13 protein-coding genes are annotated in these 12,866 nt (G+C 66.1%); 7 read left to right on the forward strand and 6 right to left on the reverse strand.

Annotated features, from left to right (window positions below; translation table 11 throughout):
* Positions 1 to 12 precede the first annotated feature (12 nt).
* The 3 genes from DFR67_RS12030 to DFR67_RS12040 form a co-directional block, all read right to left on the reverse strand.
* Positions 13 to 1,353, reverse strand: a complete 1,341-nt coding sequence (locus DFR67_RS12030; RefSeq protein ID WP_110469877.1) for a lipase family protein — start codon at positions 1,351 to 1,353, stop codon at positions 13 to 15.
* A gap of 44 nt (positions 1,354 to 1,397) precedes the next feature.
* Positions 1,398 to 2,984, reverse strand: coding sequence for a GMC oxidoreductase (locus DFR67_RS12035; protein WP_110469759.1), 1,587 nt, complete (start codon positions 2,982 to 2,984; stop codon positions 1,398 to 1,400).
* Positions 2,985 to 3,133: 149 nt separating this feature from the next.
* On the reverse strand, positions 3,134 to 3,685 hold the full coding sequence (locus tag DFR67_RS12040) for a TetR/AcrR family transcriptional regulator (RefSeq protein ID WP_110469760.1): 552 nt from the start codon (positions 3,683 to 3,685) through the stop codon (positions 3,134 to 3,136).
* A 44-nt stretch (positions 3,686 to 3,729) separates the two neighbouring features.
* Here DFR67_RS12040 and DFR67_RS12045 point away from each other — a divergent pair, with 44 nt between their 5' ends.
* The 5 genes from DFR67_RS12045 to DFR67_RS12060 all read left to right on the forward strand — a co-directional run bounded on the left by DFR67_RS12045 (position 3,730) and on the right by DFR67_RS12060 (position 8,141).
* A complete protein-coding gene (locus DFR67_RS12045; RefSeq protein WP_110469761.1) occupies positions 3,730 to 4,524 on the forward strand; it encodes an alpha/beta fold hydrolase in 795 nt (264 codons plus the stop codon).
* The gene (locus tag DFR67_RS12050; RefSeq protein WP_110469762.1) at positions 4,521 to 5,711 is read left to right on the forward strand and encodes a SpoIIE family protein phosphatase; all 1,191 of its coding nucleotides are present in this window, start codon (positions 4,521 to 4,523) and stop codon (positions 5,709 to 5,711) included. Before DFR67_RS12045 ends, DFR67_RS12050 begins: the two co-directional genes overlap by 4 nt.
* A gap of 54 nt (positions 5,712 to 5,765) precedes the next feature.
* On the forward strand, positions 5,766 to 5,918 hold the full coding sequence (locus tag DFR67_RS30790; RefSeq protein WP_170135214.1) for a hypothetical protein: 153 nt from the start codon (positions 5,766 to 5,768) through the stop codon (positions 5,916 to 5,918).
* 86 nt (positions 5,919 to 6,004) lie between these two features.
* Positions 6,005 to 6,889, forward strand: coding sequence for a YihY/virulence factor BrkB family protein (locus tag DFR67_RS12055; RefSeq protein ID WP_110469763.1), 885 nt, complete (start codon positions 6,005 to 6,007; stop codon positions 6,887 to 6,889).
* Positions 6,890 to 7,193: 304 nt separating this feature from the next.
* Positions 7,194 to 8,141, forward strand: coding sequence for a dioxygenase family protein (locus DFR67_RS12060; protein ID WP_245937900.1), 948 nt, complete (start codon positions 7,194 to 7,196; stop codon positions 8,139 to 8,141).
* Positions 8,142 to 8,165: 24 nt separating this feature from the next.
* Here DFR67_RS12060 and DFR67_RS12065 read toward each other — a convergent pair whose 3' ends face one another.
* Positions 8,166 to 8,378: a helix-hairpin-helix domain-containing protein gene (locus tag DFR67_RS12065; RefSeq protein ID WP_110469765.1), complete on the reverse strand. Its 213-nt coding sequence runs from the start codon at positions 8,376 to 8,378 to the stop codon at positions 8,166 to 8,168.
* Positions 8,379 to 8,506: 128 nt separating this feature from the next.
* Here DFR67_RS12065 and DFR67_RS12070 point away from each other — a divergent pair, with 128 nt between their 5' ends.
* On the forward strand, positions 8,507 to 9,625 hold the full coding sequence (locus tag DFR67_RS12070) for an XdhC family protein (RefSeq protein WP_170135215.1): 1,119 nt from the start codon (positions 8,507 to 8,509) through the stop codon (positions 9,623 to 9,625).
* Between the two features lie 11 nt (positions 9,626 to 9,636).
* Here DFR67_RS12070 and DFR67_RS12075 read toward each other — a convergent pair whose 3' ends face one another.
* Positions 9,637 to 11,250, reverse strand: a complete 1,614-nt coding sequence (locus tag DFR67_RS12075; protein WP_110469767.1) for an FAD-dependent monooxygenase — start codon at positions 11,248 to 11,250, stop codon at positions 9,637 to 9,639.
* A 212-nt stretch (positions 11,251 to 11,462) separates the two neighbouring features.
* Between DFR67_RS12075 and DFR67_RS12080 the strand changes: the two genes are divergently transcribed.
* Positions 11,463 to 12,014: a YceI family protein gene (locus DFR67_RS12080; RefSeq protein WP_110469768.1), complete on the forward strand. Its 552-nt coding sequence runs from the start codon at positions 11,463 to 11,465 to the stop codon at positions 12,012 to 12,014.
* 174 nt (positions 12,015 to 12,188) lie between these two features.
* Here DFR67_RS12080 and DFR67_RS12085 read toward each other — a convergent pair whose 3' ends face one another.
* A complete protein-coding gene (locus DFR67_RS12085; protein ID WP_158539954.1) occupies positions 12,189 to 12,803 on the reverse strand; it encodes a TetR/AcrR family transcriptional regulator in 615 nt (204 codons plus the stop codon).
* Between the last annotated feature and the right edge of the window lie 63 nt (positions 12,804 to 12,866).

Here is a 12,866-nt window from a genome sequence, read left to right on the forward strand (position 1 = left end):
TTCAGGGCCTGCTCAATCGAACGTGCAACCGGTGACCGGTGTGCCGGCGAAGCGGTCCATCAGATAGCCGATGACCTCGTTGGTGGCGAGGCCATCCATGACCTCGGGGCCGAAGTGGTTGGGGAGCACCAGACCCGGCCCGACCGGGGGTAATTCGTTGGTGCGGAACGTGACGTCGGCGCCGCCGCCGCACCAGGTGGTGGCGAGATCCCGGACCTGTCCGTAGGGAACGGTGTCGTCGTTGATGCCGACCGTGATGAGAACCGGGGTGGCCGGAGTGAGGGTGCCGATCCGCTGCCGTTCGAAGATCGGTGCGGCCTCGGGAATGGTGCCGAGGTTGTTCAGCAGTGATTTGCCGTCCCTGGTCAACGAACTCGTCTTGGTGAACGGATGCTTGAAGATGACATCCCCGATGCACTCCCCGGCGAGCTGGTCGAGCAGGGCCTGTCCGGCGGGGGTGGTGCGTTCGCGCAAAGGCTTCTCGAGCGCCGGATTGCGCGCCACGAAACCGTTGATCGCGAAGCCGATCGCGCCGCCGATCAGATTGCCGTCGATCTTCGCGAGGACGTCGAGCAGATCAGCCGGTGGGGCGCCGGACCACGTTCCTTTCAGATTCAGGTCCGGGCCGTAGGTCGGTTGCAGCTCGGCGGCGGCTGCAGTGGCGCCGCCGCCCTGCGAATAGCCCCAGAATGCGATCGGTGTCGCCGGGCCCGAGCCGCTGAGTGCGTTCGCGGCGCGCGCGGCGTCGATGACGGCGTGCGCCTCTTCGATGCGGTTGACGTACGTGTGCGTTCCGGGTGTGCCGAGTCCGATGTAGTCGGTGACGAAGACCCGGGCACCGACTGCGTTCCAGCGAAGCGTCGCCGGTGCTTCCTGGTTGGCCGAGAGCGACAGAGGATTCTGGGACAACGGATCGAGCTGGAGCGCGAGGCCCGCGCTGAACGCCTTCGACGGCGCACATTGGTCGCCTTGTCCCATGGTCCCGGGCGCGATGACAATCGTCGGCCGCGGCCCCTTGCCCTGCCACGGCACGGTCGCGTCGACGAAGGTACCGGTCACGACGGTGGGATCGCCGTTTTCCGTCTGCGAGGAATACATCACCCGTGTCGCCGTTCCGGGCCAGGGACCGTTGATGCCGGGTACCGAAACGAGCAGTGGCATCGGTTCGGTCCGGATCACCGCGCCGGGAGTCGCAGGAATGTCCGTGGGCGGTTGATAGAAGTCGGCGATCGGCGCTGCGACCGCCTGTGGAACCGCCACGATCGAACCGGCGAACGCGACCGCGAGCAGCACGGCAGCGGCCACGCCGCCCGCTTTGCGCCTGTGGTTGTGACGGGAGGTGTTCTGGCGCATCGTGTGTCCGTTCAGGTGTGGAAGTCGAAGAAGATCGAACATGGTCAGATCGTGGTGCCGACGTCGCGCGCGACGATGTGGTCGAGAGCGCGTTCGGCCACCGCGGCGATCGTCATCGATGGATTGCAGGCCGCCGAGTTCCCCGGCATCAGGGCGCCGTCGAGAACGTACAACCCGGGCTGGCCGTGTACTCGGCCTTCGAGGTCGCAGACCGAGCCCATGCTCGCCCCGCCGAGGGGATGCCAGGTGGACGGGAACGCCAGGTTCGTATCGGTGAGAATGCCTGCGGGTCCGGCGATCTTACGTACTGCGGGACCGATGTGGCCGTTCTGGATGGTCGAATCGGCATCCGTCGGCCAGCGCAGTCGCGCGTCGTCGGAGGCGGAGTCGTAGTAGAAGCGGCCGCGTCCCCGGCTGACGCCGAATCCGACCATCATCGTGCTGCGCGCATCGAAGGACAGCGGTGGGACGGAGGCCTGGATGACGGTGAACGCGGACTCCGGGTTGTCCCAGTTCTTGCTGCCGTAGACCACCGGACCACCCTGCGGTGCACCGAATTCGGTCTCCAGATTGGTCCAGACGTAGATCCGGTCGGCGTTCGAACCCCAGTTGCCCCCCAGATCGTCGGGCATGTCGGGTATCTGGCCCTTGGCAGCGGCGCGCATCAACAGTTTGGTGGTGTTCATGCTGCCCGCGGCCATCACCAGGGCCTTGGTGGTCAAGATCTTGTGTTCGAGTACTCGTCCGGAGGTGTCGGTCCGCTCGACGTGGACCACCCACCGGCCGTCCTTGGACCGCTCCACATCGGTGACCTGGTGCAGGGTCTGCACCGTCGCCAGGCCGGTGGCCTCCGCCGCGGCGATGTAGGTGACATCGACCGAGTGCTTGCCGCCGTTGTTGACCCCGAGCGCCCCGGAGCCGTTGGAGTACGACGGCTTCATCTTGCCCGCGACCTCATCGAGCGCGAAGTTCCAGTCGATGGGCATCGGGATCTTGGACACCGGCAGGCCCGCGCGCCGGACATGGTCGGCAAACACCCTGGGCGCCCGGTAGTTCCGGCTCGCGATCAATTCGTCCGGAGCGACCTGGAGCTGCAGCATCTCGGCGACCCGCGGGTAGTGCACCCGGTTCATCAACGCCCAGTCGAGCTCCTGCGGGAAGTGGGTGTTGAACACGGCCTCTGCAGGCTGCAGTGTCATGCCCTGATAGACCAGCGACCCACCGCCGACCCCGGCCGCGCACAACGTCGTCATGTTGTCGCCGACAACGGCTTCGAGGAGCCCGACGTAGGGGTCGAACACCGCGGGTTTGCCGAAGAGCTGCGGGGCGGACTTGTGCCAGAGAATGCGCTTGTCCGGGGCGGTGGCGTCGGGGAAAGTGTTGGCATTGGGGCCTGTGGGCCAGCGTTTGCCGCGCTCGAGCACTGTCACCGGGACACCGGCCTGCGCCAGGCGCAGGGCCGCGACACCACCGCCGAAACCGGATCCGATGATCACCGCTCGGTGATCTTCGCGGGTCAGCGGGATCGCGGCCGGATTCGGCGCCGCCTGCGCGAGCACCCGAGATCCGGCCAGCGCAACACCCGCGGCTGCCGCACCGGTCAGAAAGGTGCGGCGTTTGATGGCAGAAATGACATGACCCCCATTGGCTGGCGTACTCCACTGCGTCCGGAGATCTTTGTGATCCCGACCACCACAGCGTGCTCAAACCTAGACACTTCGAGCGTAGAGTGTCAAGAATTACTGTGTGCCCTGGATGGTGCCCGGTGTCACGACGGTGATCACGGGTGTGAGGGCAGCGCAGGTCCCAGCCAACGCGTCAGGAATGCGCGCAGATCATCGTCGGAATGGATGGCCTCGTCGTCGAACAAGACCACCGACAGTCCCAGCCGCAGCGAGATCTCGACGATCTCGTCGAGGTCTTCCTTCACTGCGGCGTTGCGCTCGGCGAGCGGCGAGAGGAGTTCGTGGGCAATGGGTCTGGCCCGGGTCATCATCCCGGTGTCGAAGAGCGGGTTGCCCTCGCCTGCCGTCCAGAGGGTGGCGAGGAGCCGATCGTCGCGGACGAACGCACGGCCATTGACGATGAGTTCGACGATGTACTCGACCGGTGACTCGATCGATTCCATCTTGGACCGGATGGCACTGAGCACGTCCAACGCGACCCCGGCGATCGCCTGCGACACCAGGTCCTCGCGCGACCCGAAGATCGAGTAGACGGTCTGTCGCGAGACCCCCGCGGCCGACGCGACAGCCGCGATGTTGACCGCCTCGAATCCACCGTTCCCGATCAGGCCGAGAGTGGCATCGAGGATCTTCTGGCGCGACCGCATCCGGTCATTATCAACCACGTGGGGCCGGATGAGATGATGCTCGCGTGGATGTGCGGGTGCGGAACAACGTGACGATCACCGGGGTGGCAGGGGCGCCGACGGTGATGCTTGCGCACGGCTTCGGCTGTGACCAGCAACTCTGGCGCTTGGTCGCCGAGCAGTTGAAGCCGCATTTCCAGCTGGTCCTGTTCGATCATGTGGGTGCCGGTTCGTCGGATCCGGCGGCCTGGGACGCCGAACGCTATGCCTCACTCGACGGCTATGCGCAGGATGTCCTCGAGCTCGTCCGAGATCTAGATCTGCGCGACGTCGTGTTCGTCGGTCATTCGGTGGCCGCCATGATCGGGGTACTGGCGGTGGCGTCGGATCCGAGCCGGTTCTCGAAGTTGGTGTTGCTGACGCCGTCGCCGCGGTACATCGACGACGACGGATACGGCGGCGGTTTCAGCAGGCGCGACATCGACGAATTGCTCGAATCGCTCGAGAGCAACTATCTCGGATGGTCGCGGCAGATGGCCCCGGTCATCATGGGTACTCCGGAGCGCCCCGAACTCGGCGACGAACTGACCGAGAGTTTCTGCCGCACCGACCCCACTCGGGCCCGCGTCTTCGCGCGCACCACCTTCTTGTCCGACAACCGGGCGGATCTCGCTCGCGTGACGGTGCCGACACTGGTGATCGAATGTGCGCACGACTCGCTGGCTCCTCGCGAGGTCGGCGCCTATGTGCACGAGCAGATCCCCGGGAGTCAGCTGGTGACCCTCGATGCCACCGGGCACTGTCCGCAGCTCAGCGCACCGGACGCCACCGCCGACGCGATCGCGGTCTTCGCCAGGTGACAGGCGACGTAGATTTCCGTGAGCTCGACGATCTTTTCGAGAACGCGCCGTGCGGCTTCTTGTCACTGTCGCCGGATGGTCGTATCGCGCGGGTCAACACCACCCTGTGTGGATGGTTGGACCGGTCGCAGCAGTCGCTCCTCGGCGCACAGTTCACCTCGCTGCTGACCGCCGGCGGCCGGATCCACTACGAAACCCACTTCGCGCCGATGCTGCAGATGAGTGGGGAACTCGATGCGATCTCGGTCGATCTGGTGCGTGCCGACGATTCTCGATTGCCGGTGTTCGTCGATGCCAACGCGAAGACCGACGCGGCGGGCAATGTGGTCCTGATCCGCGTCGCCGTCCAGGACGCCCGCGAAAGACGTTCCTACGAGAAAGAACTCCTCGAGGAGCGGCGACGCGCCGAGCGCGAGCGGGCGCGGGTGGGGGTTCTCGCCGCAACCTTGCAGCGTGCCCTGCTGCCTCCATCCCTGTCGCCGCCTTCAGGTCTGGATGCTGCCGCTTATCATCACCCGGCCTCGTCCGACGAGGTCGGAGGCGATTTCTACGACCTGTTCCCGCTGTCGTCCACGCAGTGGGGGTTCTTCTTGGGAGACGTGTCGGGCAAGGGCGCCGCGGCGGCGGCGGTGACGTCGCTGACCCGTTACACATTGCGCTCCGCTGCGGTGTACGACCCCGATCCCATCGCCGTACTGCACAACTTGGACACCGTCCTGAGCCACGAATACCACGGCGACGATCCACACTTTTGCACCGTGATCTTCGGGGTGCTGACCAAACGCGAGGACACGAGCAGTCAGAGCGGGGGATGGGACGTCGAATTGGCCAGTGGTGGTCACCCGCCGGCACTGCTGCTGCGGGCCGATGGCACGGCCGGGTATGTCAGCACCGCGGGCGGCCAGTTCGTCGGAATTCTGTCCGAGGCCCACTTCGTCTCCGCACGTTGCCAACTCGGCCCGTGCGACACCCTCGTGCTCTACACCGACGGGCTCACCGAGGCGCGGACCGGAATCGGATCGCAGCGATACGACGACGACGGTGCGCTGCTCGAGTTCGCGACGGCGCACGCCCCGGCATCCGCCGCCGACATCGTGGCTGCGCTCGAACAACTGCTCGCCGGTTTCGGATCTGGTCTGGACGACGACACCGCGATACTCGCGTTGGGTGCGCCGCCGGACCGGTGACGTCGGTCCGCCCGCTGCCGTTTGCTCGACGAGTGACGCGCGTAATCTTGGCCGATGACCTCCAAGAAAGAGCAGCCCGAGTCCGAAAAGCCCACCGACGAGCCCAAGGGCGGGCGTCCGGGGCCCGTCGACGAAGGTGGCACGGGCGGCATGGCGACCCGTGAGGTCGCGCCCGAGATCGTGCACAAGGACGACAGAAAAGACTGAAAGCTCCCGACACGAGCGCTCGTCATCACCGAACCCGGTCTCGTCATCCCCGGACCCGTCATCACCGGAGGCAGTAGCGTTCCCTCATGACCCAAGCGCTTGCGTCGGTGATGGAGTACGCCGTCGCCAGGATCAAGGCGGTCCCCGGGGGCTCATTGATCCTGCAGATCGTGGCCGACCTCGCGCGCAGCGAGATCGCCGACCGGGCGATGACTCTTGCGGGACAGGCCTTCACCTCGATCCTGCCCGTGATGATCTTGCTGTCCGCGATCCCCGGCAAAGGGGTGGTCGACGACGCCCTCGACGGCTACGACCTGACGTCCACCGACCTGGCGATCGGCCCCGCCGGGGTGCAGGATGCCGCGGTGACGTTCGGTTTGATCGGCGCCGTCATGACCCTTGTCAGCGCCACCTCGTTCTCCCGCGCGCTCGACAGGATGTACTCACGGGTGTGGGATGTCCCCAGGCTCACCATGAAGCAGAGCTGGCGGTGGCTGGTCGTCATCCTGGCCGTGGTCATCGGTGTGGTCATCCAGATCGTGCTGCCGTCGCTCCGGGATGTCTGGTCTGTCGGCGCGGCTGTCGACTTCGGAGTGGAGTTGATGCTCGGCTTCGCGCTCTGGGCTGTGTTGTGGTTCGGAATCGCCTGGCTGCTCACCTCTGGACAGGTCAACGTTCGCTGTCTGTTGGTCAACGCTGCGATCACGGCGGCCGGGTTGTCGGCGCTGGTCGTGGCCACCCACGTGGGGCTGTCCAAGGTGGTTGCCTCGGCCACCGCTCAATTCGGGGTGCTCGGGGTCATCTTCACCGTGATCAGCTGGTTGTTCGTCTTCTCCGCCATCGTCATCGCCGCCACGGTGATCGTGCACGCCATGGCGGTGGAGGAAGGCATCATCGGACGGTGGCTGAACGGCGCGGGCACCCCTGACTCCATCGGGGGCCGGCTGATCCCCGAGCCATCGACCGAGTGACCGCACAGAAAAGGCCGCCGACCAGATGGTCGACGGCCTTCTCGAGCAAGGGACGGTGCCCGCCAATGCGCCTCTCGGCAAGTGGCCGCTCTCGGCGGCTTAAGGGGTGGTACCCGGGGCTTGATCCGGACACCGTCACGTGATTCAACCACCCGCTCCTGCGATGTATTCCACGGGGGTGAAGAACTTTTTCGCCGCAGGTGGACACGGCTCCCAGCGCTCTCACAGGGTGTGCGCAGGTTGTGGCCGGGTTGCCTGGATATCAATGGACACACACGACAACAGCCCCTGAAGGAGTTTTTTGATGAGCAAGCGCCGGATGTTCGGTCGCGACCCGGAAGTACACGAGCACGACCTCGGCCTCTCGTACGACATGAAGACCATGTCGCGCCGCGGGGCCCTCGCACTGTTCGGTGCCGCAGGTGCCACCGCCGCGCTGGCGGCGTGCGGAGGTTCGTCCACCTCGTCGACGACGTCGTCGTCTGCGAGCGCCACCGCGGGGGCCGCCACCTCGACGGCGGCCGCGGTGGGGGAGTGCGTCGCCGCAGCACCCGGCGAAACCGCGGGCCCCTACCCGGGCGACGGCTCGAACGGCCCCAACGTCCTTGTCGAGTCAGGCATCGTCCGCACAGACATTACCAAGAGTTTCGGGACATCGACGGGTACCGCCGAGGGTGTCCCGATGACCATCACCATGGCGCTGCAGGACTTGACGAAGAACTGCGATCCCGGCACCGGTATGGCGGTGTACGTGTGGCACTGCGACCGCGACGGCGAATACTCCCTGTACGGACAGGCGATCGCCGACCAGAACTACCTGCGCGGGGTACAGGTCGCAGGCGCCGACGGGACGGTGTCGTTCACCTCGATCTTCCCCGCCGCCTACTCGGGCCGGTGGCCACATATCCACTTCGAGGTGTACGACTCGCTCGAGGTCGCGATCGCGGGTGACAATGCCCGGCTGACGTCACAGATCGCGCTGCCCCAGGAGGCCTGCGACACCGTTTTCTCCGGTGCGGAGGGTTACGAGAAGAGCGTCACCAACATGACCCGCACCACCCTGTCGTCGGACAACGTGTTCGGCGACGGCTGGGACGCCGAACTGGCCACCGCGACCGGCAGTGTCGCCGACGGTTTCGACATCGCCATCACCATCGGTGTGGCGGCGACGTCGGAGAATGCTCAGGCCGCGCCGCCTGCAGGCGGGGGTGGACCGGGCGGCGCAGGTGGTGCACCCCCGGCCATGCCGTAGCAACCGCCGACCGTGCCGAACGGCTCACGTCGCAAAGGACAGCCCGCGGTCTGCGAGTTCGTCGGTGAGAATGCGGATGGCCTTCGGGCCGACGCCGTGGATCTGCAGTAGTTCTCGGGCCGTGACCCCGGTCAGCTGGCCGAAGGTTGTGTAGCCGTGGACAGCGAGTTCGCGTCGAGCGACCTTGCCGAGCCGCAGCGGGAACTCGGTTGCCGGGACGGTGTCATCGGATGTCATCGCATGTGTCCTCTGCGGCCGAATGGACTGCGAACGTGGGCGGGTGCCACCATCGGAGTTTACGTTGGACGTTGCCGGCGCGGTGCCGGTCGTAGAAGGACTGGCCGGGCACCGGCATGGAGGCCACGATGCAGGATGTGCTCGCAGAGCTGATGGAGATCTGGCGCGGCGGCGGGACAGCAGGCGTCGGGACCGTCGTCCGCACCTTCCGCTCGGCGCCTCGTCCAGCTGGGGCGTCGATGGTGGTCGGCCCGGACGGCACCGTCAGCGGCTCGGTCTCCGGCGGTTGCGTCGAAGGGGCCGTCTACGAGTCGGCGTCCGAGGTCGTCGAGTCCGGGATCCCGTCGCTGGAGCGGTACGGGGTGAGCGACGACGACGCGTTCGCGGTGGGCCTGACCTGCGGTGGAATCCTGGACATTTTCACCGAATCCATCTCGCAGACAACCTTTCCCGAACTCGGCGACATCGCAGAGGATATCGAGCAGCACCGGCCGGTGGCCATCGCGACCGTGGTGTCGCATATCGACGCCTCATGGGTGGGTCGCCGACTCATCGTCCGCCCCGGGACCGTGCAGGGCTCGCTTGGTTCCGATCGGATGAACGACGCCGTGATCGACGATGCGCGTGGGCTGCTGGCCACCGGCCGCAGCGAGGTACTGACGTATGGCCCCGACGGCCAGCGCAGAGGTGAGGGCATGGCGGTGTTCGTCGCCGCTCACGCGCCACGCCCTCGGATGCTGGTGTTCGGGGCCATCGACTTCGCCGCGGCGGTCGCCCAGCAGGGATCCATCCTCGGTTACCGCGTCACGGTCTGCGACGCCCGCGCTGTATTCGCGACACCGGCGCGCTTCCCGACGGCCGACGAGGTGGTCGTCGAGTGGCCGCACCGCTATTTGTCCGCTCAGCTCTCGGCGGGGTCGCTCGACGCGCGGACCGTCATCTGCGTCCTCACCCATGATCCGAAGTTCGACGTCCCGTTGCTCGAGGTGGCGCTGCAGATCCCCGAGGTCGCGTTCGTCGGAGCGATGGGCTCGCGGCGTACCCATCTCGACAGACTTGATCGGCTACGCGAGGCGGGGCTCACGGACGAGCAGATCGGCCGGCTCTCCAGTCCGATCGGGCTCGACCTCGGTGCGAGGACGCCTGCCGAGACCGCGGTGTCGATCGCGGCCGAGATCATCGCCAAACGCTGGGGTGGCGGCGGTCGTCCGCTGACCGAGACCGACGGCCGGATCCACCACGAGTGAGCCACCCCGGTCTATCGGAACGTCTTTTTCAGGTGAGCAAGGAGGTCGTCGCCCGATGCCGCGCCCGCGCTGTATGCCAGATATCCATCCGGCCGGATCACGTAGAGCGAACGGTCCTGTGGGCCATAGGCTTCGGCGAAGGTCCCCGCAGTGTCCCGGATGACCGGCAGTACGGTGGCCGCCACCTCGGCGTCCGGGGAGGCCACCAGGTACACATCGAGTTCGCCGTGTGCGGTCGCGGTCGCCTGATCGGCGATTGCCTCGAGGTCGAGGAGAGCGTCGGTACTCGTCGCGCCGGCGAGGTAGATGACCGCCGTATGCCGCAGCCGATCGAACAGCGAGAACAATCGGATCGGGTCGGTGACGATCTCTCTGGTGAGACCTTTGGCGTCCGGGGCGCGCACCCCCGGCCGCAGGATCGCGTCGTCGGCGGATTTCTCGATGATGGGACTGTCTGCGTATTCGATGAGGAGTTGGGCCTCGCGGCGCATGACGTAGGCGGGGTCGGTTTCTCCTGCGCCGATGCCCTCACGGGCACTGCGGACGGTACGGCCGACGACTTCTTCGCCGACGGGCCTGCGCTCGGCGTCGTAGCTGGCGGTCAGTCCGTCCGAGGCCTTGCCCTGGACGGCAAGGGCCAGTTTCCACGCCAGGTTGTGTGCGTCCTGGATGCCGGTGTTCATGCCCTGGCCGCCGGTGGGTGGGTGGATGTGTGCGGCATCGCCTGCGACGAAGACCCGGCCGTGGCCGTAGGAGTCGACGATGCGGTGGCTGATGCGGAACACCGATGACCACCGGAGATTGCGCGCGGTGGTCGGTTCGGGCGAGAGCCGGTCGAGTACCGCCTGGATATGGGAGAGTTCGGGCTTCTTCTCGCCCTCGAACCCGTGGGCGATGGCGCCGCGTTCGGGTTTCGCGGTGGCGAGCTCGTCAGGGACCAGCATCGACATCCGGTACCGGCCGCGGCCGAACAACGGGATGCAGACGAGCAGATCGTCGGTCTTGCCATCGGTCTGGTGCATCGCCCGGATGCCGTAGCCGGCGGGCTGCGACCAGTCCACCTCGACATCGCCGAGCATGTACTGCTCCTCGAAAGCCGCACCCTCGAACGACAGACCGAGGGTCTTGCGGGTGACGCTGTGCGCACCGTCGGCGCCGACGAGGTACTGGACCTCGACCGTCTCTTCACCGTCCGGCGTGGACAGGGTCGCGGTGACGCCGTCGTCGTGCTGGGAGAATCCGGTCAGTGCCTTGCCTCGCTCGATCGGCAGGTCGAGGGTCGCAAGTCGTTCCCGCAAGATGCGCTCGGTGACGTACTGGGGAATCGAGGAAAATCCGAACGGAACATCATCCGGGAGCTCGAGGTCGAGGCGTCCTGCCTCTTCGCCGTTCACGTAGACCACCTGCCCACGCATCTGCGTCGACGAGTCGAGAATCTGGCGCAGGACGCCCATCCCCTCGAAGACCTCGAGGGTCCGAGGCTGGACCCCGACCGCCTTCGCGTACTGCGGTGGCTCCACGAGCGGGTCGATGATCCGGCAGCGGACGCCGCGCCTGCGCAGCTCGATCGCCGCGGTCAACCCGACCGGTCCGGCTCCGACCACGAGAACTTCTGTTTCAGCCACTGCGCTACCGCCTGTTCGATTGTCGCTTCCCCCGCCCCGGCTCAGATTATGCGCAGAAACGGACACCCGTCTGTGGTTCCGGTCACAATCCGCTTCTGTCTACGCAGGTCAGTGGATTCCGGGCTGCAGGTTCCGCCAGTCGGGAATGTATTCGGACCGAGGTCCGTTTAGACTCTCTGTAGACCAAAAACCGCAGTCACCAAGGAGCAATCATGAGCAGCACCCTCACCACCACCGATCTGGAAGCCGGCACCTGGACCATCGATCCGGTGCACTCGGCCGTGTCCTTCTCCGTACGCCACCTGATGGTCAGCAAGGTGCGCGGTAAGTTCGAGACCTTCTCCGGCGCCATCACCGTCGACGAGAACGGGGCTCCTTCCGTCACCGCCGAGATCGATGTCAACTCGATCAACACGGGCAACGAAGGCCGCGACGGCCACATCAAGTCCGCTGACTTCTTCGAGGTCGAGAAGTACCCGACCGCCACCTTCACGAGCACCTCGGTCAAGGCCGACGGCGACGACTACGCGGTCGAGGGCGACTTCACCCTCCACGGCGTGACCCGCCCGGTCACCCTCAAGCTCGAGTTCAACGGTGTCAACCCCGGCATGGGCAACGGCCCGGTCGCAGGATTCGAGGCCTCGGTTGTGCTCAACCGCAAGGACTTCGGCATCGACCTCGACATGCCGCTCGAAACCGGCGGCAGCGTCGTCGGCGACAAGGTCACCATCACCCTCGAGATCGAGGCCGGCAAGACCGCCTGATCTCGCCTCCAACTGCCTGATTCGATCCCCCCATCGGATCAGGTGTCAACGGCGGCCGCCGTACCGGAAGATCCCGGTGCTGCGGCCGCCGTTTCCATCTGCATCACAGACCCACCCGTTCCAGGTACACCCAGGTGCTGCAGTTCCTGGTTGTGCCTGGACCGGGTGGGTTTGTCAGTGAGTGACGAGTCCGGCGAGCACCATGTCGACGAGGTCGCCGAGATACTGCTCGTCGATGGGCTCGCGACTGAGCAGCACTCTCGTGTAAATGGGTGCGTGCAGCACCTCGAGCGCCAACGCGTGATCGAGATGCGCGGTGCCGCCGATCTCACCGCGGGCAACGGCCCGCGCGAAGATCAAGGCCAACAGGTCGATCCGAGCCTCCACCATGCGGCGTCGGGCTTCGTCGAGTGGATCGATGTCCACGGGCATCGCTGCGAGTCGCAGCAGGGCCTTCATCTGCGGACTCGTGAGCGAGGTGTGTACGTCGGTACACATGGCGATGAGGTCGCCGCGCAGGGAGCCGGTGTCAGGGGATGCGACAGACGGATCGAAATGGTCGATGAGCGCGTCCGTGACCAATTGTTCTTTCGTCTTCCAGCGGCGGTAGATCGAGGTGACGTGTACTCCCGCACGCTCGGCGACATGCGCGATGGTCAGCCCGTCGAAACCCACGTTGAGCAGCTCATGCACCGCGGCCGACATGACGCCGTCACGGACGGCGGCGCCGCGGCGATGCGACCGGGCGGTGCTCGTCCGTTCCGGCGTAGGTGAAGAGGGCTGCGTCATCTTCTCCACTCTAACGCAACTCAAGTTGCAATATGTATACTCACCGACGAGACTTCCGTTGCG

Origin of the sequence: Williamsia limnetica, assembly GCF_003217475.1 — a bacterium.
In the GTDB taxonomy this organism is placed as follows: Bacteria; Actinomycetota; Actinomycetes; order Mycobacteriales; family Mycobacteriaceae; genus Williamsia; species Williamsia limnetica.

Excerpts from the sequence above, each read along its gene's own strand:
- DFR67_RS12030 (WP_110469877.1), bottom strand. The coding sequence starts at position 1,353 with ATGCGCCAGAACACCTCCCGTCACAACCACAGGCGCAAAGCGGGCGGC.
- DFR67_RS12040 (WP_110469760.1), bottom strand. The coding sequence starts at position 3,685 with ATGCGGTCGCGCCAGAAGATCCTCGATGCCACTCTCGGCCTGATCGGG.
- DFR67_RS12065 (WP_110469765.1), bottom strand. The coding sequence starts at position 8,378 with ATGACATCCGATGACACCGTCCCGGCAACCGAGTTCCCGCTGCGGCTC.
- DFR67_RS12070 (WP_170135215.1), top strand. The coding sequence starts at position 8,507 with ATGCAGGATGTGCTCGCAGAGCTGATGGAGATCTGGCGCGGCGGCGGG.
- DFR67_RS12055 (WP_110469763.1), top strand. The coding sequence starts at position 6,005 with ATGACCCAAGCGCTTGCGTCGGTGATGGAGTACGCCGTCGCCAGGATC.
- DFR67_RS12080 (WP_110469768.1), top strand. The coding sequence starts at position 11,463 with ATGAGCAGCACCCTCACCACCACCGATCTGGAAGCCGGCACCTGGACC.
- DFR67_RS12060 (WP_245937900.1), top strand. The coding sequence starts at position 7,194 with ATGAGCAAGCGCCGGATGTTCGGTCGCGACCCGGAAGTACACGAGCAC.
- DFR67_RS30790 (WP_170135214.1), top strand. The coding sequence starts at position 5,766 with ATGACCTCCAAGAAAGAGCAGCCCGAGTCCGAAAAGCCCACCGACGAG.
- DFR67_RS12085 (WP_158539954.1), bottom strand. The coding sequence starts at position 12,803 with ATGACGCAGCCCTCTTCACCTACGCCGGAACGGACGAGCACCGCCCGG.